This is a genomic window from Pseudomonas sp. NFX15, from assembly GCF_049132105.1.
In the GTDB taxonomy this organism is placed as follows: domain Bacteria; phylum Pseudomonadota; class Gammaproteobacteria; order Pseudomonadales; family Pseudomonadaceae; genus Aquipseudomonas.
In genome coordinates this window covers 168,423-188,330 of the sequence record NZ_JAFMPV010000011.1, presented here as the reverse complement: position 1 = coordinate 188,330, position 19,908 = coordinate 168,423, and the positions used below count along the sequence as shown (strand labels likewise).

Here is a 19,908-nt window from a genome sequence, read left to right as displayed (position 1 = left end):
TGGCGAGGCATCGTCAGTCGGGTTCGCTGGCCGATGCACACAGGACAGTTGGAAGGCATAAACAATCGAATAAAGGTCATCAAACGGATGGCGTACGGTTACCGGGATAGCGAATTCTTTTTCATGAGGATCAAGAGCGTCTTTCCCGGTAATCCGTGAAGAACCATAAAAAAGCCGCTCTAGGCGGCTATTTAAGGGGTTTCGTGAAGCTTGGCGAAACCCTGTGAAACTGGAAATGGTGCCCGAAGCCGGAATCGAACCGGCACGCCCTTACGAGCGGGGGATTTTAAGTCCCATGCGTCTACCAGTTTCGCCATTCGGGCGGTAGCGCGGTGAAGCGACCGGGTTCTGGCAAATACTTTTTGACAGGTCCGACGCTTGTGCAGCAGAGGTGGAAATATATACATCCCGCCCCGGTGAAGCAAGGTTGCAAATACCCTTTTCAAGACTAAATCTTGCAGCCTACTGCAAATAAAAAAGCTCCGTAAATCATAGATCTACGGAGCTCGTTTATGAGTGGAGGCCGAGGTCGGAATCGAACCGGCGTAGGCGGATTTGCAATCCGCTGCATAACCATTTTGCTACTCGGCCTCAAAACATTTGCTGTCAGTAGCGCAACATCAAATGTGAACAAACCTGATACGGGAAACGACACGTTGATTCGCGCTCTATCTCCTTGAAAACATTGACCTTTTTCAGCCGTCAGTGCTTTCGATGGCGTGAATTATGTACTCATTTCTTGAGACTGGCAACCCCTTGATTTCAAAAAAAATTCTGGCGGCGAGTTTCATTGCTCATGGGCTCAAACGTCCCGTTCTGTATTGGACCTTGGCACCGGTGGAGCCCGCCTTGACGCAGAGCGATCGAGGGAATGAGCGGCGCGTAGACGAGGACGTGGAGAGAAGGATGCCCTGTGACTGTCGCTTTTTTTAGACTGCGCATTCAATGGACACATCAATAGGGTTTGGGGTCAGTCGCCAGGCATGACGTCGCAAACATTGAATTTTTTTGCTCAGCCAGCTATCTCTTTTTCAAGCACGAGCAGCCATCCGCTGAAACCTGCACAACCATGAAAATCGATTGGCCACTCAAAAAATTACCCTCCCTGCCTCCCGCATGAAAATCTCAACGGTCTTGGGGCCGATCCCTTCGAAGGCAGACAGACGTTGTTCAAACTCGGCACGGTTAGCACTGGCTTCCAATATCTTGCGCACTTTTCCGGCGTATTCGCCGTTGAGCTTTGCGGCCAACGCCAACAAACGGGACGCGGTGGTTTCGTCATACCGCACGTAATGCGCCTCGCCGAGCATCGCCACCAGTTCGCGGTGGCTACAGTGGGCAAGCTTGCGAGGTGTATCACGGTGATGTTTGTCGACAATCACCTGATAAGCCTTCACTGCGATGTCGGCCTGAATCCGTTTGCCCATCAGGAAGCTGGCGATCAACCACTTGAACAACCCCTCTTCGTTCGCATCGTCGAGGCTGATGTGTAAGTCCTTCGCACTGATGTTTGTGTGCATCTGGCACCTTCTGGCTTCGCAGAGCGCAGCAATGTTATTTTTTTTGCGGTAGTACAGCCCCTAACACTTGCTTGGCTGTTTGCACGATGACCCCGGTCTCATCGGGGTCGCCCCTGAGCAGTGTCGTAGCGAATTTTTTCGCCTGTTCAAGCTTGATGTGCGGGGGTAACGGCGGGACATTCGGGTCTGTCTTGAATTCGATCAGCACGGGCACATCCGACGCCAGGGCCTGCTCCCAGGCCGATGCCACGTCTTCGTCGCGCTCGACGAAAATCCCCTTCAAGCCAATGGAGATGGCAAACAGGTGATAGGGAACGTCAGGAATGTTTTGCGAAGCTTCAAACTTCGGATCACCTTCCATCACTCGTTGCTCCCAAGTGACTTGATTCAAATCCTCGTTGTTGAAAACGGCGCAAATCCATTTAGGGCTTTCCCATTGCCGCCAGTATTTGGCGACAGTGATCAGTTCCGCCAGGTTGCTCATCTGCATCGCGCCATCGCCGACCAGGGCGATGACCGCACGTTGCGGGAACGCAAACTTCGCTGCAATCGCATAAGGCACCGCAGCGCCCATGGAGGCGAGCCCACCGGATAGAGAACACTTCATGCCGCGACGAATTTTCAGATCGCGGGCGTACCAGTTGGCGCAAGAGCCCGAATCGCTGGTGATGATTGCCAGTTCCGGCAGGCGTGGCGACAGTTCGAATACCACTCGCTGCGGATTGACCGGCGAAGCCTTGACCAGCGCGCGCCTCTCCAGGGTTTTCTCCCAAGTGCTGCGCCAGCCTTCAACCTTTTTGCGCCATTTGCGCGATGTCTTTTGCTCCAGCAAAGGCAGCAAAGCCGTCAGCGTCTCACTGGCATCGCCCACCAGGTTGACCTCCATCGGGTAGCGCAGGCTGAGCATGTCGGGCTGCAAGTCGATTTGCACGCCGCGCGCCTGGCCTTCCTTTGGCAGAAATTCGGAATAGGGGAACCCGGAACCAATCATCAGCAAGGTGTCGCATTCGGTCATCAACTTGTAGCTGGGCTCGGTACCGAGCAGCCCGATGCTCCCGGTGACCCAAGGCAACTCATCGGGTAACGCGGCTTTGCCAAGCAATGCCTTGGCCACCCCGGCGCCGAGCTTTTCCGCCACCGCAATTACCGGGTCTGTTGCCTGCAACGCACCGGCGCCGACCAAGATGGCAACTTTCTCACCCGCGTTGAGCACATCGGCAGCACGCTGCAAATCGACCTCGTAAGGCAGCACTTTGGGTTTGGTGTAGCCGACTCCCGAATGAACCGTGCCATGCGCCCTCGCTGGCGCTTCATACTCGGCATCCTGCAGGTCATTAGGCAAAATGATCGCGGTGACGCGGCGCTCCCCCACCGCCGTTCGCACTGCCCGGTCGATCAAATGGCGGACTTGCCCCGGCACCACGGCTTGCTGCACAAAAGCACCGGCCACATCCTTGAACATCGACACCAGATCCAGCTCTTGCTGATAATGACCACCAAGCGCTGCACGAGCCTGCTGGCCGACAATTGCCAGTACCGGCATATGATCCATCCGCGCGTCGTAAAGGCCGGTGATCAAATGTGAGGCGCCAGGGCCAGAGGTGGCGATGCAGACGCCCAATTCGCCGGTAAATTTGGCGTGCGCTGAGGCCATGAACGCCGCCATTTCCTCATGCCGGGCCTGAACGAACTCGATTTTTCCCTGCGCTCGATTTAGCGCTCCGAACACCCCATTGATCCCATCCCCGGGATAACCAAAGATCCTGGTCACGCCCCATTGGCTGAGCCGCTCAACCAGAAAATCCCCCACTGTCATGGCCATCATCGCTCCTCATCTTTCACCATTCAAAAATCCCGGCCATCAGCCTGCCGAGAGGTGTAAGGGTCTGGACAGCCGGGCCGGCTTTGAAGTTCGACCCGATTATTGCAGCCTCGCAGTGAGGCACTGCCGCTATCTGCAATGGCGAAATCGCCGGTTCTTGCAGACTGCATGCCCCGTTCAACGAGTACGATTCGCAAGTCATTGTTTGCGCACGAGTTGGTTGAATGAAGTCTTTGGCACAGGAAATGCGATAGCTCTGCGGTACCTCAATGTTTGATCCATTGGGGGCTCATTTTTCCGTGCTACCTGAGGCAGCCAACATGAACGCCATCGACCTTCTGCAAGCCGACCATAAGAAAGTGAAAGCCATCCTTGCCCAATTGAGTGAATCGACGGACAGAGCGACAAAGAAACGCACTGAACTGCTGGACAAGCTGGAGATGGAGATCTCCATCCATACAAAACTGGAGGAAGAAATCCTCTACCCGGCTTTCAAAGAGGCGGGTACTAAAGAGCAGGACGTCATGTACTTTGAGGCCAAGGAAGAGCATCGCACTGTCGACTCGCTGGTATTGCCGGATCTGAAAGAGACGGATCCAGGCACCCCGGAATTTGCCGGACGAGTGAAGGTCGTAAAAGAACTGCTGGAGCATCACATTGAAGAAGAGGAAACCGAAATGTTTCCTCAGGCAAAAAAGCTCCTGGGCAAAGCCAAACTCGACGACCTCGGGGAGCAAATGGAAACGATGAAGGCCGGTTTTAAAAAGGAGTGGGCCGCCAATCATCTGGCAGCTTGATGCTGTAGAAGCAAGTTTGCTCGCGATGGTCGTTAACGAAAACGCGTGTTTATTGGTTAAACGCAGCGCTCTTGGGTCCATCGCGAGCAAGCTCGCTCCGACAACAGCGTGAGGCGTCACTCCTTGAGTGGGTGAACCTTGCCGCTGAAGACCTTGAAACCGTAGGTGTTGTAGATGTGTGTCACTGGAATCAACGCGGCGAAGCCGACCAACATGAAGGCCTGGCTGTGTGGGCTGGACGCTGCCGCTTGCAGTGTAAGGTTCGGCGGATCAGCGGATACAACGCCGCCCTCACCAGCGCGAATGCCAGTAAAAAATGCCCAATGCAGCAAACAGCGGCACGTAGTCTCGATGACTTCTAAACCCCACGAAAAAGACCATCATCAGCCCCAGGAACACGACAAGCCGGGATCGAGCCTGCCGAAGCGGTCACTTGCTGGCGGGACACCGCTGAGACGCTGTCGGCCGTGCGCAGCACACCATAGACGGTGAACGGCTGACGACCCACCTTGACAAGCGCATGGGTTCACCTTCCCCTCGTGTCGGGCGTCGCATATCGCTCATCCGAATACCTCTCGGTGGAGCGGTCGGTTGCACAATAGGTTCACAACGTCTGACGAGAGGCTCGCACTCGCAAACGCTAATCGGCGCACCGGTTGTCGGCCTGGAAACCTGCGGGCTTTTAGTCATCTGGATGGAACGTTGCTAGCAGCCCCATCCTCTATCGCAACACCAGTGAACCTGAGGACGTCACCATGATTGACTCATCGACCGGAATGAAGCCAGGCGAGCGCTACGTTGTTGAAAGCCTCGAACGCACGCGACATTTCCCCGGATTCTTTCTTGATGGAAAGTATTATCTGGGCCCGGAACTGATGACTGCCGTGGGCTGGCTCGAAGGGCAGCAATTTTTGTACGACGAACTGGATCCTGCTGGCGAGCCGGTTTTTCCGGGCCGGGTCGCGGGCACCATCGAAAACCTGACATTGATGCTCGCCGACGGTGTACGCCTGAAACTCAGCGAGGTTCAGTACAACGCTCGCCAGGAACCCCTCCCCTGCGAGGTCAACAGGGGCCCTGATGTGCTCTTTCAGCACATGTCCTCGCCGCTCAATAAAAAACTGGTGGTGATCACCGGCGCGTCAAGCGGGATAGGCCGTGCAGCCGCGCACGCATTCGCGGGCAAAGGTGCGCGGCTGGTACTGGCTGCACGTGACGAAGTCGCCCTTGCAGCAGTCGTCAGGGAATGCGCGGCACTGGGCGCTTTGGCACTGGCCGTGCGCACCGATGTCACGAACAGCGAGCAGATGCGCGCATTGGCAGACCAGGCCGCCGCCTTCGGCAACGGATGTATCGATATCTGGATCAACAATGCAGGCGTGGGTGCAGTAGGCAGTTTCGAAGAGACGCCGCTTGAGGCGCATGAGCAGGTGCTGCAGACCGATTTGCTGGGTTATTTGCGCGGCGCCTATGTGGCGTGGCCGTATTTCAAGGCACAGAAGCGCGGGATATTGATCAATACGCTGTCACTGGGCAGTTGGGTCGCACAGCCCTATGCCGCGGCCTACTCTGCCAGCAAATACGGTTTACGCGGCCTGAGCGAAGCGCTGCGGGGTGAACTGTTCGACTATCCGGCAATCCATGTTTGCGACATCTATCCAGCCGTCATGGACACACCAGGATTTCGTGACGCTGGCAATTTCACGGGGCATGCGCTGAAACCACCAACGCCTTTTTATGACCCCCATCTCGTCGCGCAAGCCATGCTGGAATGCGCGATACGGCCAAGACCCAGTACCACCGTCGGCGCAGCGGCAACGATGGCCCGGATCGCACATTTTTTGCTGCCGGGCTTCCCGTATCTGTCTGGTTGGCTGACTCACCTGGGATTGCAACACCGTCAACAGGCAGCTTCGTCGCCGGGGAATTTGTTTGCCCCATCAAGCTTCCAACGTCGCGTTGTCGGGGGATGGCGCGCAACGTCGTACCGACCCTCGCTCACCGTTGTGGTGGGTGCGACGTTATTGCTAGGAGGCTTGCTGGTTGTTTTGAATCGCCCTGGCCGCCCCCGGGTCAGCCAAGCAGGAAGCGCGGGATTTAACAGATGAATCCCACGACACCCGACGGTCGTTATTTTGTCGTCAACGGACAATTATGGCGCTGCTCCAATCCATCACTGACAGAACAGGTTCGCCAGCGTCTCGTCAACGAGCTGATGGCGGCGCGACGTGAGGTGAAAGCCGCGAAGGCCTCTGGAGATTTTGACCCGTTGAAGCTGGCCAGAGCCCGTGTTCAGACAGCCAAGGTTGCGCTTGGGGAACGAGGCCCTGTTTGGTGGTGCGATGGCCACCCCGACCTCAATCGACGAAATGTCCTGACTACAATCTATGCACCCTGGTACCGCTCCTTGAGCGAAAGCACCCACCGTTGAGCTGTTGAGTCGGCAGTCAGGAACAGGTACTGCGGGCAGGCGGCGCCATGGCCTCGCGGCCCGACACGTGCACAATCAGGATCGGCACGTCCACCAGTTCGGCAAGGGCAATGGCGCGATGGGTCGCTTCGCGCTCCACCAGCATCGGCCGCGACACGGCGTGGTAGCGCGGCGCAGTCAGCCCGGCCACCAGTAGTCGCTCGGTCAGCCAGGCGATGCAATCGCTGTTCTGGGTGTGGAGCATCACCATGCGCCCTCGCGGCGCGCGACCGACAACGTCTCGAGAATCTCCCGGTCGCCCAGCTTCAGCGCATCGTAGGTCATATAGATCTTGAACGATGTATAGCCTCGCCCATGGCGAGCGAGCGTTCGGAACCTTCTTCGTATTGATCACCAGGCTGATGGCCAATCGGGCGCCATTGGGCCAGGTGCCTTTTGGGCGCTGTCTACCGTAGCCCACTAAATCGCGTGCAGGTGAGTTCCAGGGAAACGATATTGGCCTGGCTGAACTCACGCAGTATCGCGCCGACGTCACTCGGGGCCTCCAGCAATGTCTCACCACCAAAGTGCCGAATACGTTCGCTGTGGGTGTCGGCAGCCTGTTGCAGCGGCGCACGGAACAGTCGCTGCAAATCCTTGAGACCTGCAAAGCCAAGGGCCTGCGCCAGTCTGTGGGTATCCTGCGCGCTTTGGCGCCAACGAACAGGGACAACCCGTCCATATCCCTAAGGGAATGGTTTTACCAAAGTGTTTGGCATTGTGCACAGCGGTATCAGTTAAACGCATGCGTACATCTCCTCGTCTCGACCGAATGAGGAGAGATGTACGATTCCGGCAATGCATCAACTATCTGAAATTGGCTATGCCTAAAACCACGATTTCGATGTACTTATTGATGTACTTGAATTCGTGGCTGTTGGCAGATTTCGATAGAATTCGCCGGAACGAAAAAAGAGGCCGAAGCCTCTTTTTTCTAGCTTTGCAGCGTTCGATGGAATGCTGCATTGCAATATTTGGAGCGGGAAACGAGACTCGAACTCGCGACCCCGACCTTGGCAAGGTCGTGCTCTACCAACTGAGCTATTCCCGCGTCTTGGTGTGGCGCATTCTATAGAATCCAGAAGCCCCGTCAACCCCTTGATTCAAAAAAGTTTTATTTCTTTTCGACGTCGGTCTTCAGATGTGGCCAGGCAGCCCGCAAGTACTGGACCATCGACCACAACGTCAGGCCTGCCGACACCATCAGCAAGGTATATCCGAGCAGGACCCAGAAGCTGAAATCGGAAGGATTGGCCAGCAGAATCACCAACGCGAGCATTTGCGCGGCGGTTTTCCATTTGCCCAGGTTCGATACAGCGACGTGGGCACGAGCGCCCAGTTCGGCCATCCATTCGCGAAGAGCCGAGACGACAATCTCGCGACCGATGATCACCGCGGCCGGCAGCGTGAGCCACAGGTTTGCGTGTTCTTGCACCAGCAGTACCAAAGCCACCGCTACCATCAGCTTGTCGGCGACCGGATCGAGGAACGCACCGAAGGGCGTGCTCTGCTCCAGGCGGCGCGCCAGGTAGCCATCCAGCCAATCAGTGGCCGCCGCGAAGGCGAAGACCGAGGCGGAAGCCATGTAGCTCCACTGGTAAGGCAGGTAAAACAGCAAAATAAAGATCGGTATGAGCAGAACGCGTAGAACGGTAATCAGATTAGGGATATTCATCGGCACAACTGGCTACGAGGTGAGGGGGCATTCTACTCGCTGTGCAGATTTGCATAAATCAACTCTGCGAGCTTTTTACTGATCCCGGGGGCTTTGGCAATTTCTTCGATGCTTGCACGAGACAGCTCCTGCAATCCACCAAAATGTTTCAGCAAATCCCGTCGACGTGTCGGACCGACGCCAGCGACGCCTTCCAGTGTAGACGTCCGGCGGGTTTTCCCACGTCGGGCGCGGTGCCCGGTAATGGCAAATCGGTGGGCTTCGTCGCGAATCTGCTGGATCAGGTGCAGCGCGGGCGAGTCGCCACGCAAGGTGAATTCGTGTGCGGCATCGTTGAGATACAGGGTTTCGAAACCCGCCTTGCGCGTCGCGCCTTTGGCCACGCCGAGCAAAATCAGGTCGGGCACCGCCAGTTCATTGAGCACGTCGCGGGCCATCGACAACTGGCCTTTACCACCGTCCACCAACAGGATGTCGGGCAACTTGCCCTCCCCGTCCTTCAGTTTGCTGAAGCGTCGGGTCAACGCCTGGTGCATGGCCGCGTAGTCATCGCCGGCCGTAACGCCCTCAATGTTGTAGCGACGATAGTCGGACTTGATCGGGCCTTCAGGCCCGAACACTACACAGGACGCGACCGTCGCTTCGCCACTGGAGTGACTGATGTCGTAGCATTCCAGTCGCTGTGGCGGCTCATCCAGCTTCAGCACCTCGGCCAGCGCATCAAAGCGGGCCGTAATATGCTGACGATTCGCCAGGCGCGCACTCAGTGCCTGCTCGGCATTGGTCACCGCCAGTTGCTGCCAGCGAGCACGTGTACCCCGCACGCGATGGCTGATGCTCAGTTCACGACCGCGTAACTCGTCGATGGCGGCAATCAGCGTTGGAAAATCCTCGTGGACCACGTTGACGATAAGCTCGCTCGGCAAGTCGCGTTCCGGGCTGCTGATGAAGTACTGGCCGAGAAATGCGGCCATGACTTCGGAAACGTCCTCTTCAATGCCCACTTGAGGGAAGAAGTTCTTGCTCCCCAATACCCGCCCACCACGTACGCTGATCAAGTGAACGCAGGCACCGCCCGGATTGACGAACGCGGCAATCACATCGACATCGCCGGTCCCGCCTTCCATGCTCTGTTGGTCCTGAACCCGACGCAGCAATGAAATCTGGTCGCGCAGTTCGGCGGCACGCTCGAACTCCAGATTGATCGCGGCCTCTTCCATCCCGGCGGACAACTCGTCAGTCAATGCATTGCTGCGCCCTTCAAGAAACATCACCGAGTGGCGCACGTCTTCGGCATACACATCCGGCTCCACCAACCCGACGCAGGGCGCCTTGCAGCGCTTGATCTGGTATTGCAGGCAAGGACGCGTGCGGTTCTTGTAATAGCTGTCTTCGCATTGCCGGACGAAAAACGTCTTTTGCAGCAGGCTCAGGCTTTCGCGAATCGCGCCAGCGCTGGGGTATGGCCCGAAATACTTGCCCTTGGCCTTTTTCGCACCGCGATGAATGCTCAGGCGCGGAAACTCACCGTCCGATAGATAGACGTAAGGGTAGGATTTATCGTCGCGCAGCAGGATGTTGTAAGGCGGACGCCATTCCTTGATCAGCGTCTGCTCAAGCAGCAAGGCTTCGGTTTCGTTGGCCGTGATCGTGGTTTCGACCTGGGCGATACGCGCGACCAGTGCAGCGGTCTTGGGGGCGAGCCCGGTCTTTCGAAAGTAACTCGACAGGCGACTCTTGAGGTTTTTCGCCTTGCCGACGTAGAGCAACCGCGCTTCGCTGTCGAACATGCGGTACACGCCGGGGCGTCCGCTGACGGTCGACAGAAAGGCGCTCGGATCAAAGATTTCGGTCATTTTCAGAGGCTGGCGTCGACCATGCCATGACGAACCGCCAACAGCGTCAACTCGACATCACTGCTGATCGAAAGCTTTTCGAAGATGCGGTAACGGTAGGTGTTCACGGTTTTCGGCGACAGGCACAGCTTGTCGGATATGATCTGGACTTTCTGGCAGCCGACGATCATCAACGCGATCTGGATTTCCCGCTCTGACAAGGCGTCGAACGGCGAATCGTTGGTCGGTTGAAAGGACTTGATGGCCAACTGCTGGGCAATCTGCGGACTGATGTAGCGTTGCCCGGCAAATACCAGGCGAATGGCCTGGACCATTTCCGGCAAACCTGCCCCTTTGGTCAGGTATCCTGCCGCGCCGGCTTGCAACAACCGCGTAGGAAACGGGTCTTCTTCACACACCGTCACCGCGACGACCTTGATGTCCGGATGACTGCGCAACAATTTGCGAGTGGCTTCAAGTCCGCCGATCCCCGGCATCTTGACGTCCATCAACACCACATCTGGTTTCAGCTCGCGCGCCTTGAGCAGGGATTCCTCACCCGACTCGGCCTGGCCGACTACTTGCAGGCCATCGATGTCAGCCAGCATTCGTGTAATGCCTGTACGAACGAGATCATGGTCATCGACTACTAGCACCCTAATCAAGCAGACACCTCGCGATATGGTCTTATTCGGTTGCCAGACACCTTAGCAAAAAGCATCTGGCAGACCTAGCAGAAAGCGTCGGATTAAAAGTTTCAATTCATCTTGAAAGGCTTGTCGCAAGCGCATCGTCGTGATTTTTCCGGGTGATATCGCACTGCATTCGCAAGAAACATTCGTCCTGGCCCACTACCTCCAGGCCTTTGCGCTGATACAACTGCCGGGCCGGATTGTTTTCGAAAACCGTCAGGCGTAACGCCAGTCGCCATTCCAGGCGCGCAATGGCCAGTACCTGGTCGATTACCCAGGAGCCGACGCCCTGTCCCCGATACGCTTCGACGATATGTATTTCGCGGATATAGAGCGCACTGGCATCACGACTGAGACTGACAAAACCGGTCCGGTCTTCGCCGCAGACAATCACTCGGTTGTCCCGCCCCGCCCAGGCCACATCAAACGCCCCGTCCTGCCACAACAAATCATGCTGAATGTAGTAAGGCAGCATGCCTTTGCAGGTCAGTTCACGGGCGAACACCAGGTCACCCTGCGTGGCCTCGCGCCATTGTCTCTGCATCGTGCCCGTGGCAAGTGTCACTGGCGCCATGATGTGTCCCTTTGACGAGTTGTTTTCCAAGAGCCGCAGAGTGTGTCACAACCTCAAGCACACTCAAGCAATAGAAAGCGCCGTCGCTGACCGATAGCATTTTCTGATTGAAACCGCGCACCGCCCTCTAGTAAGCTCGGCCCATTCATCGGAGACAGACCATGTTCAACACCCTCTCACAGCTTCGTACCGCCAGCGCCCTGCGCTCGGTTGCGGCTGCCCGGGTGAACGACGTTTGTGCTCCGGTCAGCTTTTATTTTGGGTATTGGTTTAGCCACTGGCGCGCCTGATACCCACACGGCGCCCACTTTAAACGGGTCGCCACCAGAGAATTCTCAACCCCCGGTCGGCCTCCCGACCGGGGGTTTTGTTTTTTCAGCCCCATGATTTTTTGCGACACACACGCCATTCAGAGGATCCAGTACATGAACTACGCCACTTATTACCGTTACGACAGTTTTACCGCCTGGCGATTTACCACCCTCCGCTCGGGACAGCCTGCCGCCTCCGATCGGTCACCCACAGGTGGCAACCACACGCACGCAACCAATTTGGCCAATTGTCGAACACCCCAGTAGGGCCGAGTGCGCGGGCATGAACCCGCCATCCGCCCAGGAAGCCTTGAAAATGAATTCGTCCGTCTCTGCCCTGCCACTGCCCACCTTGAGCCCAGCCAATGAAGCGCTGACCCTGCGTCTGCCCAGCTCTTTGCAGCTCAAACAGCAATTGCCCCTCGACAACGCCCTGACCCGCCAAGTCGCCGCCCACCGCCAAGCGGTTCGCGCGATCCTCAACGGTGAGGACTCCCGTTTGCTGGTCATCGTCGGTCCATGCTCGATACACGACCCGAAATCAGCCCTCGAATACGCCGGCAACCTTTCCCGCCTCGCCGCCGACGTCAGCGACCAGATGCTGCTGGTGATGCGCGCCTATGTTGAAAAGCCCCGCACCACGGTCGGCTGGAAAGGCCTGGCCTACGATCCGCACCTGGATGGCAGCGATGACATGGCCGGTGGCCTGACGCTGTCCCGCGAGTTGATGCGCGACATGCTGCGCCTGGGCTTGCCGGTTGCGACCGAATTGCTGCAACCCATGGCGGCCGGCTACTTCGACGACCTGTTGAGCTGGGTCGCGATTGGCGCCCGGACGACCGAGTCGCAGATCCACCGGGAAATGGCCAGCGGCCTTGGGATGCCAGTCGGTTTCAAGAACGGGACCGACGGCGGTGTTGGTGTCGCCAGTGATGCCATGCGCTCCGCCGCTCACCCGCATCGCCATTTCGGTGTCGATGGCCAAGGGCATCCGGCGATCATTCAAACCCCGGGCAATGCCGACACTCATCTGGTCCTGCGCGGCGGTCATCGCGGGCCGAACCACGATCGCGCCAGCGTGGCCCAGGTCAACAGCGACCTGGCCAGACTGAAGATTCCCGCGCGCATCATGGTCGATTGCAGCCACGCCAACAGCGACAAAGATCCGCTGCGCCAACCAGCGGTGTTCAACGATGTACTTGAACAACGCCTTCAAGGTGACTGCTCGCTGATTGGCATGATGATCGAAAGTCACTTGTTCGAAGGTTGCCAACCCTTAGGTGCCTCCTTGCAGTACGGCGTGTCGATTACCGATGGCTGCCTTGGCTGGGTCGGGACGGAGACCTTGCTGCGCCAGGCCGCAGATCGGTTACGTCATCAAAACAGCTGCCAGCCGGCATGACCCTCAGCGCCATCCAGCCCTAAAGCCCGGATGGCGCCAGCCCATCAATTCCCGCCCCGTGCACGTACCTGCACCCGCGTTTCCCCGGATAGCTGACTGGCATCATCGAGCCGCTCGACCGAATAGGCGACACGGATCGTCGAGCCCTCATGCTCGCGCCAGAATCGATAAGGAACGATGAACACCAACGGTTGGTCAGCGGTTTCCCGTGTTATTTCGCGATCATCCCGGTGGCTATAATTCTCCCCATCGCACTTGAGGTAAACCAACTCACCCTCCTCAGCCCGAGCCCGTTCGATGACGATGGTCACGCCATCTTGCGCATCCTGCAGGTCCAGCCAGCCTTCGTCGGCCTCCAGCACAATGGGCGCGAGTAAAGGTCCACGCTCGAGCCTGCCAATCATCAACTCTGTCGTTTGCGAGTAACGAGGGCCAAGCCCTGCTTGCTTGACGCAGTAATCGATGGAAACCGAGGAACCCAGGTTGTGCGCGATGCACGCCGGGGTGACCCAGAATGATAGTTCGTCCCCCACCGCAAAGGGCTCGACCCTGAGCGCATCACTGAAGCTGCCTTCGACTGAAAGACCCGCCCAGGTCAGCAGTACCCAGTCACCCGCCGCCATGCGCGCGTAGGGTTTGATCGTAACGATGGCGCCTTCTTGCACCCGATCCGGATCCAGTGTTCTGCCCACTGATTCGTTCACGGTCGCGGGCAACAAGTCGGTCTGCACGTCACCTACGTTCAGTTGCAACCGCGGGGAATGCAAGGGCGCGGCAAAACGGGTACTGATGAGTGAGTACCAGACTTCGAGAAAACCGCCGTCAAGGGCTGCGATATGCGCGCCACCCACGGCAAAGATGATGTCGTCGTCTACCCGGTCTTCGCTGACATAACGCGCCACCTGATGATGGTAGGCCAAGCCATCGGCATCCAGCCCCGTCCAATTCAACAGCAACTTGTCGCCGCAGCTCATTCCGGCATAAGGCTGCACCCTGATGACCGCCTTACTGTCCGAGGGATCCAGTACGCCGTTTTCTGCCTGTTTAAGCAGGGGAACGGGTAATCGTTGCTGCGCGAGATTCAGGGTGTCGGGTTCATAAGCAGTCATTGAGAGTCGCTCCAGTCCTTGGAATAACGCCAACCGGCTGGCCAGCTTTGGATGACGTCTATTGAACCGCAAGACTACGGTTCGCGCTGTCGGGTGCTTGCTCTACGGGACGAGGAAATTCGACGCTTGCGAGGTAGGTCGTTGTTCAGTAGCAGCGCGAAACCAGCGAAAAGATGTCCAGATATTCCGAACATACCCGCGTCAGCATTTGAGTTTTCGTACCTCCTCTATTCCGGTTTCTGCACTGTTCAGCGGACTTTTCAGACATCGCACCCAAGCACAGTGTTTTAGAGTGAAGCGCAACCCAGACCCAACGAACTTCTGCGAAAAGGTACGAATATGCAACGGAATGCACACACTTTTTATCCAATCCTGTTGGTCCACGGTCTCTTCGGCTTCGACAAAATCGGAAAATTCGAGCTGTTTCACGACGTCCGACAGGCGTTGCGCAACGCCGGAGCCAGGGTGTTCGTCCCCCACTTGTCAGCCACCCATGACAACGAAGTCCGGGGCGAACAATTGCTCAACCAGATCGAACGGGTCCTGGAGGGAACCGGCGCGAGCAAAGTCAACCTCATCGGTCATAGTCAAGGCGCACTGACCGCACGCTATGCTGCCGCGGTTGCGCCACACAGCGTCGCTTCGGTGACATCCGTCAGCGGGCCAAACCACGGCTCGGAGCTGGCGGATTTCCTGCGCAAGGCACTGACCCCCGGGTGCCTGCCGGAGCAAGTGGCGGAGACCGTAGTGACCCTGTTCGCCGATTTCCTGGCGACATTGAGCGACAACCAGTACCAGCCGCAGGACGCCATTGCAGCCCTCAACGCGCTGACCACCGAGGGCGTCGGCGCATTCAACGATAAATACCCGCAAGGGCTGCCCAAAACCTGGGGTGGCAAGGGACGCGAGCAGGTCGATGGTGTGCGTTATTACTCGTGGAGCGGCATCCTGCAATCGAACGCACTCGCACAACAGCTCAATGCGCTCGATCCATTCCACGCCTTCTGCCGGGCCCTTTCCGGTTATTTCGTCACCGAAGGCGAGCAGAACGACGGCATGGTCGGCCGCTTCAGCTCCCACCTGGGCACGGTCATCCGCTCCGACTATGCACTTGATCACCTGGACACCATTGGCCAGCCGGTAGGCCAATTGCGCACGGGCGTCGACCCGATTGAGCTGTATGTCGAGCATGCCGGGCGCTTGAAAAACGCTGGCCTTTGAAAAGCCACCTGCCCTGGATCCCGCGTGGAACGGAACTTTGGGAAGAAATAGCTCACTGAATCCGGTAGGCTCAGCACTTTACCGAACATTGAAAGGAGAATTTTCCCATGGCTAAAGCCACTGCCCGTCACATCCTGGTTGCCTCTGAAGCCAAGTGCAACGAACTCAAGGCCCAAATCGAGGCTGGTGCCGATTTCGCCGACGTTGCCAAGGCAAACTCCACCTGCCCTTCCAGCCGTCAAGGCGGTGACCTGGGCTCGTTCGGTCCAGGCCAGATGGTCAAGGAATTCGACACCGTGGTGTTCAGTGCACCGATCAACGTGGTCCAGGGTCCGGTCAAGACCCAGTTCGGCTACCACTTGCTGGAAGTGACCAGCCGTCAGGATTGATCCACGGTTGAGCGATTCACACAACGGCCCGCCTTTTGGTGGGCCGTCGTGTTTACGGTGCGTGATTCGGCTGGCGAGGGACGCGCCGCTAGCGTACAAATTGTCGTTATCGACCACCCGGCTTTAAGGCTGACAATGCGACTGGCTTTCCCGACCTTGTTGTTCACTGCCGTGGCCCTGCTGTTGGGCGCCACCGGTGTGAATGCGCAACCGCAGCATGCGCTGACCGTTTACGGCGAACCGGCGAAATATCCGGCCAGCTTCAGCCATTTTGCCTACACCAACCCACAGGCCCCCAAGGGTGGCACGATGCGTCGCTCGGCCATCGAAATCGGTCAGTTCGACCATGTCCTGCCCTACATCGACAAAGGCATTGGCGTCTCTCAGATCGACGGCCTGCTCTATTCCCCGCTGGCCCAGCGCTCGCTGGACGAGCCGTACACCGTCTACGGCCTGGTCGCCGAGAACATGGAGCGTTCCGACGATGGCCTGTCCCTGCGCTTTTACCTCAACCCCAAGGCACGCTTTGCCGATGGCAAACCGATCACCGCCGAAGACGTGCGTTACACCTTCGACCTGCTGATGACCCAGGGCAGTCTGCGCTACCGCACCCAGTTCGCCGACGTCAAAGGCGTCGAAGTGGAATCGCCGCTGACCATCCGTTTTGACTTCAAGAACAACGAAAACCGCACCCTGGCACTCGATATCGCGACCTTGCCAGTGTTTCCCGAGCATTGGTGGAAAACCCGCGATTTCGCCGGTGGCGGTGGTTATGAAGCGCCGTTGGGCAGCGGCCCCTATAAGGTCAGCAAGGTCGATTCCGGCCGCAGCATCACGTTCGAGCGTAACCCTGACTGGTGGGGCAAGGACCTGCCGGTCAGTCGTGGCTTGTACAACTTCGATCATTTCAGCATTGAGTATTTCGGCGATACCGACGTGGCGCGCCAGGTGCTGCGCGGCGGCGCTTACGACTACAACCGCGAGTTTTCCGCCACGGGCTATTCCATCGGCTATGACAGCCCGGCCCTGAGCGACGGTCGCCTGCAAAAGGCCCACCTCGCTACCGAAGCGCCGCAACCGGCCCAGGGTTTTGTGTTCAATCTGCAAAAGCCGCTGTTCCAGGACCGTCGTGTGCGCCAGGCGCTGGTGATGCTGTGGGACTTCGAGTGGAGCAACCGGCAAATGATGCGCGACATGTACATCCGCCAGCAGAGCTTCTTCTCCAACACCGTCCTCGCCGCCCGGCAATTGCCGGATGCTGGAGAGTTGGCGATTCTCGAACCGCTACGCGGGCAGATTCCCGATGAGGTCTTCACCAAAGTCTTCCAGGCGCCGAAGACCGATGGCAGCGGCGTAATCCGCGACAAGCAACTTCAAGCCCTCGACCTGCTTGAACAGGCTGGCTGGAAGCCGGATGGCGATCAACTGGTCAACGCCGAGGGCGAACCGCTGAGCTTCACCTTCCTGGTCAGCCAGAACGGCATGGATCGTCTGCTGTTGCCCTATAAACGCACGCTGAAACAGATCGGCATCGACCTCAACATCCGACGCATCGACTCATCCCAGTACGTCAATCGCCTGATGAGCCGCGACTACGACATGATCGTCACCGGCTACCCGGTCACCACGTCGCCGGGCAACGAGCTGCTCAACTACTTCGGCTCCGAGGCGGCCACCGACCCAGGCTCCAACAACTACATGGTGTTGAAAAACCCGGCAGTCGACACGCTGATTACCGGGCTGATCCGCGCCACCACCCAGGCCGACATGCTGCATTACGCCCATGCCCTGGACCGGGTGCTGCAATGGAATTACTACTGGATTCCCAACTACTACCCGCCCGGCACCTCGACCGTGTGGTGGAACCGTTTTGGCATCCCGAACGTGCAAGCGAGCAATGACGAAGCCATCGAGAGCTGGTGGGAAATGAGCACCACGCCATTGACCAACCAACAGATGACGGCCGAACGCATTCGTCGTGGCAGACCCGGAGGACCGCACTGATGTGGGCTTACATACTGCGGCGCCTGCTGCTGATCATTCCGACGCTGGTGATCATTCTGTTGGTCAACTTTGTCATCGTCCAGGCCGCGCCGGGCGGGCCGGTCGAGCAAGCCATCGCGCACCTGCAAGGGATTGGCGGCGCCTCTATCGGCGGCGGTTCAGGCGAAGCCATGAGCGGCAAGTCCCGGGCCAGTCGCGGGCTCGATCCGCAACTGATCAAGGACATCGAAAAACAGTACGGCTTCGACAAGCCGGCCCACGAGCGCCTGTGGCTGATGCTCACCAGCTACGCACGACTGGACTTTGGCAAGAGCTTCTTCCGCGGCGCCACCGTCACCGACCTGATCCTCGAGAAAATGCCGGTAACCATTTCCCTCGGTCTGTGGGCGACGCTGATTACCTACCTGGTGTCGATTCCGTTGGGCATCCGCAAGGCCGTGCACCATGGCAGCCATTTCGATGTCTGGAGCAGTACCGCGATCATCATCGGCTACGCCATGCCGGCGTTCCTGTTTGCGATGTTCCTGATCGTGGTCTTTGCCGGCGGCACCTCGTTGAACTGGTTCCCCGTGCGCGGACTGGTATCGGACAACTTCGATTCGCTGTCGACCCTTGGCAAAGTCGCGGACTACTTCTGGCACCTGGTGCTGCCGGTGACCGCGCTGGTGATCGGCGGCTTCGCCACGCTGACCATCCTGACCAAGAACTCGTTCCTCAACGAAATCACCCGTCAGTACGTGGTCACTGCCCGCGCCAAGGGCTTGAGTGAACGCCGCGTGCTGTACGGGCACGTGTTCCGCAACGCCATGTTGCTGGTGGTGTCGGGTATTCCCCAGGCGTTCATCAGTGTGTTTTTTGCCGGTTCCCTGCTGATCGAAGTGATCTTCTCCCTGGACGGCCTGGGTCGCATGAGCTACGAAGCGGCGGTGTCGCGGGATTATCCGGTGGTGTTCGGTTCGCTGTTTATCTTCACCCTGTTTGGCCTCTTGATAAAACTGGTTGGCGACCTCTGCTACACCCTGGTCGACCCGCGTATCGACTTCGCCGCGAGGAACGCCTGATGTTCAAGCTTTCGCCGTTGGCGCGCCGTCGCTTCGAGCGCTTCAAAAAAAACCGTCGCGGCTGGTGGTCGCTGTGGCTGTTTATTGGCCTGTTTGCACTGACCCTTGGTGGTGAGCTGATCGCCAATGACAAGCCTCTGGTTGTCAGTTACCAGGGCTCGCTGTATTTCCCGGCCTTCAAGCGCTACACCGAACAGGAATTCGGCGGGCAACTGCCGTTCCAGGCCGACTACCGCAGTGACTACGTGCAGCAGCTGATCAAGAAGGGCGGTGGCTGGCTGTTGTTCCCGCCGATTCCATTCAGCGACGACACGCCCAACTATGACCTGAACAAACCCGCCCCCAGCCCGCCCACCCGCGTCAATTGGCTGGGCACCGACGACCAGGCGCGAGATGTCCTGGCCCGGGTGATCTTCGGTGCCCGGGTGTCGATCCTGTTTGCCTTGATGCTGACATTCGTCAGCGCACTGATCGGCATCGCCGCCGGTGCGCTGCAAGGCTATTACGGCGGCTGGGTGGACTTGCTCGGCCAGCGTTTGCTGGAAGTGTGGTCCGGGTTACCGGTGCTGTATCTGCTGATCATCCTGTCGGGCTTCGTCGAGCCGAATTTCTGGTGGTTGCTGGGGATCATGGCGCTGTTTTCCTGGCTGGCCCTGGTCGATGTGGTACGCGCCGAGTTCCTGCGCGGGCGCAACCTGGAATACGTCAAGGCTGCACGCGCATTGGGCCTGGCCGACCGCAAAGTCATCGTCCGGCATATCTTGCCCAACGCCATGAACGCGACCTTGAGCTACCTGCCGTTCATTCTCACCGGGGCGATTTCCACTTTGACGGCACTGGACTTCCTCGGCTTCGGCATGCCGGCGGGCAGTGCATCCCTGGGTGAACTGATCGGCCAGGGCAAGCAAAACCTGCAAGCACCTTGGCTGGGCCTGACGGCGTTTTTTACCCTGGCACTGATTCTTTCTTTACTGGTGTTCATTGGCGAAGCCTTGCGCGACGCTTTTGACCCGAGATCTTGATGCG

22 protein-coding genes and 3 tRNA genes are annotated in these 19,908 nt (G+C 58.1%); 11 read left to right on the top strand and 14 right to left on the bottom strand.

Annotation, left to right across the window (positions count from 1 at the left end; all coding sequences use genetic code 11):
- Positions 1 to 159, top strand: a 159-nt coding sequence (locus J1D76_RS14635) for a transposase (RefSeq protein WP_421138991.1), incomplete at its 5' end; no start/stop codon positions are given.
- Positions 160 to 236: 77 nt separating this feature from the next.
- On the opposite strand, the gene J1D76_RS14630 is transcribed toward J1D76_RS14635, so the two are convergent.
- The 4 genes from J1D76_RS14630 to J1D76_RS14615 form a co-directional block, all read right to left on the bottom strand.
- Positions 237 to 323 (bottom strand) — tRNA-Leu (locus tag J1D76_RS14630).
- Between the two features lie 194 nt (positions 324 to 517).
- Positions 518 to 591, bottom strand: a tRNA-Cys gene (locus J1D76_RS14625).
- A 497-nt stretch (positions 592 to 1,088) separates the two neighbouring features.
- The gene (locus J1D76_RS14620) at positions 1,089 to 1,520 is read right to left on the bottom strand and encodes a DNA methylase (RefSeq protein WP_421138980.1); all 432 of its coding nucleotides are present in this window, start codon (positions 1,518 to 1,520) and stop codon (positions 1,089 to 1,091) included.
- 34 nt (positions 1,521 to 1,554) lie between these two features.
- The gene (locus tag J1D76_RS14615) at positions 1,555 to 3,342 is read right to left on the bottom strand and encodes a thiamine pyrophosphate-requiring protein (RefSeq protein WP_421138979.1); all 1,788 of its coding nucleotides are present in this window, start codon (positions 3,340 to 3,342) and stop codon (positions 1,555 to 1,557) included.
- Between the two features lie 320 nt (positions 3,343 to 3,662).
- On the opposite strand from J1D76_RS14615, the gene J1D76_RS14610 reads away from it, so the two are divergent.
- Positions 3,663 to 4,139, top strand: coding sequence for a hemerythrin domain-containing protein (locus J1D76_RS14610; protein ID WP_421138978.1), 477 nt, complete (start codon positions 3,663 to 3,665; stop codon positions 4,137 to 4,139).
- A 116-nt stretch (positions 4,140 to 4,255) separates the two neighbouring features.
- Here J1D76_RS14610 and J1D76_RS14605 read toward each other — a convergent pair whose 3' ends face one another.
- Both J1D76_RS14605 and J1D76_RS14600 read right to left on the bottom strand, forming a co-directional pair.
- Positions 4,256 to 4,471 carry a hypothetical protein gene (locus tag J1D76_RS14605; RefSeq protein ID WP_421138977.1) on the bottom strand — a complete coding sequence of 72 codons (216 nt, stop codon included), beginning with the start codon at positions 4,469 to 4,471 and terminating at the stop codon, positions 4,256 to 4,258.
- A gap of 26 nt (positions 4,472 to 4,497) precedes the next feature.
- Positions 4,498 to 4,647 carry a cytochrome ubiquinol oxidase subunit I gene (locus J1D76_RS14600; protein ID WP_421138976.1) on the bottom strand — a complete coding sequence of 50 codons (150 nt, stop codon included), beginning with the start codon at positions 4,645 to 4,647 and terminating at the stop codon, positions 4,498 to 4,500.
- A gap of 247 nt (positions 4,648 to 4,894) precedes the next feature.
- Between J1D76_RS14600 and J1D76_RS14595 the strand changes: the two genes are divergently transcribed.
- Together J1D76_RS14595 and J1D76_RS14590 are read left to right on the top strand one after the other, a co-directional pair.
- The gene (locus J1D76_RS14595; protein WP_421138975.1) at positions 4,895 to 6,247 is read left to right on the top strand and encodes an SDR family oxidoreductase; all 1,353 of its coding nucleotides are present in this window, start codon (positions 4,895 to 4,897) and stop codon (positions 6,245 to 6,247) included.
- The gene (locus tag J1D76_RS14590; RefSeq protein ID WP_421138974.1) at positions 6,244 to 6,570 is read left to right on the top strand and encodes a hypothetical protein; all 327 of its coding nucleotides are present in this window, start codon (positions 6,244 to 6,246) and stop codon (positions 6,568 to 6,570) included. Before J1D76_RS14595 ends, J1D76_RS14590 begins: the two co-directional genes overlap by 4 nt.
- Positions 6,571 to 6,586: 16 nt before the next feature.
- Here J1D76_RS14590 and J1D76_RS14585 read toward each other — a convergent pair whose 3' ends face one another.
- The 7 genes from J1D76_RS14585 to J1D76_RS14555 all read right to left on the bottom strand — a co-directional run bounded on the left by J1D76_RS14585 (position 6,587) and on the right by J1D76_RS14555 (position 11,355).
- Entirely contained in the window at positions 6,587 to 6,814 is a 228-nt protein-coding gene (locus J1D76_RS14585) for a hypothetical protein (protein WP_421138973.1), read from the bottom strand.
- Positions 6,815 to 7,016: 202 nt separating this feature from the next.
- Entirely contained in the window at positions 7,017 to 7,202 is a 186-nt protein-coding gene (locus J1D76_RS14580) for a hypothetical protein (protein WP_421138972.1), read from the bottom strand.
- A 382-nt stretch (positions 7,203 to 7,584) separates the two neighbouring features.
- Positions 7,585 to 7,660: transfer RNA gene (locus J1D76_RS14575), tRNA-Gly, on the bottom strand.
- A 63-nt stretch (positions 7,661 to 7,723) separates the two neighbouring features.
- Entirely contained in the window at positions 7,724 to 8,284 is a 561-nt protein-coding gene (gene pgsA / locus J1D76_RS14570) for a CDP-diacylglycerol--glycerol-3-phosphate 3-phosphatidyltransferase (protein WP_421138971.1), read from the bottom strand.
- A gap of 32 nt (positions 8,285 to 8,316) precedes the next feature.
- On the bottom strand, positions 8,317 to 10,140 hold the full coding sequence (gene uvrC / locus J1D76_RS14565; RefSeq protein ID WP_421138970.1) for an excinuclease ABC subunit UvrC: 1,824 nt from the start codon (positions 10,138 to 10,140) through the stop codon (positions 8,317 to 8,319).
- 2 nt (positions 10,141 to 10,142) lie between these two features.
- Entirely contained in the window at positions 10,143 to 10,784 is a 642-nt protein-coding gene (uvrY, locus tag J1D76_RS14560) for a response regulator transcription factor GacA (RefSeq protein WP_008015884.1), read from the bottom strand.
- 97 nt (positions 10,785 to 10,881) lie between these two features.
- The gene (locus J1D76_RS14555; protein WP_421138990.1) at positions 10,882 to 11,355 is read right to left on the bottom strand and encodes a GNAT family N-acetyltransferase; all 474 of its coding nucleotides are present in this window, start codon (positions 11,353 to 11,355) and stop codon (positions 10,882 to 10,884) included.
- A 191-nt stretch (positions 11,356 to 11,546) separates the two neighbouring features.
- Between J1D76_RS14555 and J1D76_RS14550 the strand changes: the two genes are divergently transcribed.
- Positions 11,547 to 11,675 carry a hypothetical protein gene (locus J1D76_RS14550; RefSeq protein WP_421138969.1) on the top strand — a complete coding sequence of 43 codons (129 nt, stop codon included), beginning with the start codon at positions 11,547 to 11,549 and terminating at the stop codon, positions 11,673 to 11,675.
- Positions 11,676 to 12,012: 337 nt separating this feature from the next.
- Positions 12,013 to 13,098: a 3-deoxy-7-phosphoheptulonate synthase gene (locus J1D76_RS14545; protein ID WP_421138968.1), complete on the top strand. Its 1,086-nt coding sequence runs from the start codon at positions 12,013 to 12,015 to the stop codon at positions 13,096 to 13,098.
- 44 nt (positions 13,099 to 13,142) lie between these two features.
- Here the strand turns inward: J1D76_RS14545 and J1D76_RS14540 are convergent, their stop codons facing one another.
- The gene (locus J1D76_RS14540) at positions 13,143 to 14,207 is read right to left on the bottom strand and encodes a hypothetical protein (protein WP_421138967.1); all 1,065 of its coding nucleotides are present in this window, start codon (positions 14,205 to 14,207) and stop codon (positions 13,143 to 13,145) included.
- A 339-nt stretch (positions 14,208 to 14,546) separates the two neighbouring features.
- On the opposite strand from J1D76_RS14540, the gene J1D76_RS14535 reads away from it, so the two are divergent.
- The 5 genes from J1D76_RS14535 (at position 14,547) to J1D76_RS14515 (ending at position 19,904) form a co-directional block, all read left to right on the top strand.
- Positions 14,547 to 15,428, top strand: a complete 882-nt coding sequence (locus tag J1D76_RS14535) for an esterase/lipase family protein (protein ID WP_421138966.1) — start codon at positions 14,547 to 14,549, stop codon at positions 15,426 to 15,428.
- Positions 15,429 to 15,535: 107 nt separating this feature from the next.
- Positions 15,536 to 15,817 (top strand): peptidylprolyl isomerase, encoded by a 282-nt coding sequence (locus J1D76_RS14530; RefSeq protein ID WP_421138965.1) that lies wholly within the window; start codon positions 15,536 to 15,538, stop codon positions 15,815 to 15,817.
- A 135-nt stretch (positions 15,818 to 15,952) separates the two neighbouring features.
- Positions 15,953 to 17,821, top strand: coding sequence for an extracellular solute-binding protein (locus tag J1D76_RS14525; RefSeq protein WP_421138964.1), 1,869 nt, complete (start codon positions 15,953 to 15,955; stop codon positions 17,819 to 17,821).
- The gene (locus J1D76_RS14520; RefSeq protein WP_421138963.1) at positions 17,821 to 18,882 is read left to right on the top strand and encodes a microcin C ABC transporter permease YejB; all 1,062 of its coding nucleotides are present in this window, start codon (positions 17,821 to 17,823) and stop codon (positions 18,880 to 18,882) included. Before J1D76_RS14525 ends, J1D76_RS14520 begins: the two co-directional genes overlap by 1 nt.
- Positions 18,882 to 19,904 carry an ABC transporter permease gene (locus tag J1D76_RS14515; RefSeq protein ID WP_421138962.1) on the top strand — a complete coding sequence of 341 codons (1,023 nt, stop codon included), beginning with the start codon at positions 18,882 to 18,884 and terminating at the stop codon, positions 19,902 to 19,904. Before J1D76_RS14520 ends, J1D76_RS14515 begins: the two co-directional genes overlap by 1 nt.
- Positions 19,905 to 19,908 lie beyond the last annotated feature (4 nt).

Coding starts and splice junctions, on each gene's coding strand:
- J1D76_RS14620 (WP_421138980.1), bottom strand. CDS start 1,520: ATGCACACAAACATCAGTGCGAAGGACTTACACATCAGCCTCGACGAT.
- J1D76_RS14615 (WP_421138979.1), bottom strand. CDS start 3,342: ATGGCCATGACAGTGGGGGATTTTCTGGTTGAGCGGCTCAGCCAATGG.
- J1D76_RS14610 (WP_421138978.1), top strand. CDS start 3,663: ATGAACGCCATCGACCTTCTGCAAGCCGACCATAAGAAAGTGAAAGCC.
- J1D76_RS14595 (WP_421138975.1), top strand. CDS start 4,895: ATGATTGACTCATCGACCGGAATGAAGCCAGGCGAGCGCTACGTTGTT.
- J1D76_RS14590 (WP_421138974.1), top strand. CDS start 6,244: ATGAATCCCACGACACCCGACGGTCGTTATTTTGTCGTCAACGGACAA.
- J1D76_RS14585 (WP_421138973.1), bottom strand. CDS start 6,814: ATGCTCCACACCCAGAACAGCGATTGCATCGCCTGGCTGACCGAGCGA.
- pgsA (WP_421138971.1), bottom strand. CDS start 8,284: ATGAATATCCCTAATCTGATTACCGTTCTACGCGTTCTGCTCATACCG.
- uvrC (WP_421138970.1), bottom strand. CDS start 10,140: ATGACCGAAATCTTTGATCCGAGCGCCTTTCTGTCGACCGTCAGCGGA.
- J1D76_RS14555 (WP_421138990.1), bottom strand. CDS start 11,355: ATGCAGAGACAATGGCGCGAGGCCACGCAGGGTGACCTGGTGTTCGCC.
- J1D76_RS14550 (WP_421138969.1), top strand. CDS start 11,547: ATGTTCAACACCCTCTCACAGCTTCGTACCGCCAGCGCCCTGCGCTCG.
- J1D76_RS14545 (WP_421138968.1), top strand. CDS start 12,013: ATGAATTCGTCCGTCTCTGCCCTGCCACTGCCCACCTTGAGCCCAGCC.
- J1D76_RS14540 (WP_421138967.1), bottom strand. CDS start 14,207: ATGACTGCTTATGAACCCGACACCCTGAATCTCGCGCAGCAACGATTA.
- J1D76_RS14535 (WP_421138966.1), top strand. CDS start 14,547: ATGCAACGGAATGCACACACTTTTTATCCAATCCTGTTGGTCCACGGT.
- J1D76_RS14530 (WP_421138965.1), top strand. CDS start 15,536: ATGGCTAAAGCCACTGCCCGTCACATCCTGGTTGCCTCTGAAGCCAAG.
- J1D76_RS14525 (WP_421138964.1), top strand. CDS start 15,953: ATGCGACTGGCTTTCCCGACCTTGTTGTTCACTGCCGTGGCCCTGCTG.
- J1D76_RS14520 (WP_421138963.1), top strand. CDS start 17,821: ATGTGGGCTTACATACTGCGGCGCCTGCTGCTGATCATTCCGACGCTG.
- J1D76_RS14515 (WP_421138962.1), top strand. CDS start 18,882: ATGTTCAAGCTTTCGCCGTTGGCGCGCCGTCGCTTCGAGCGCTTCAAA.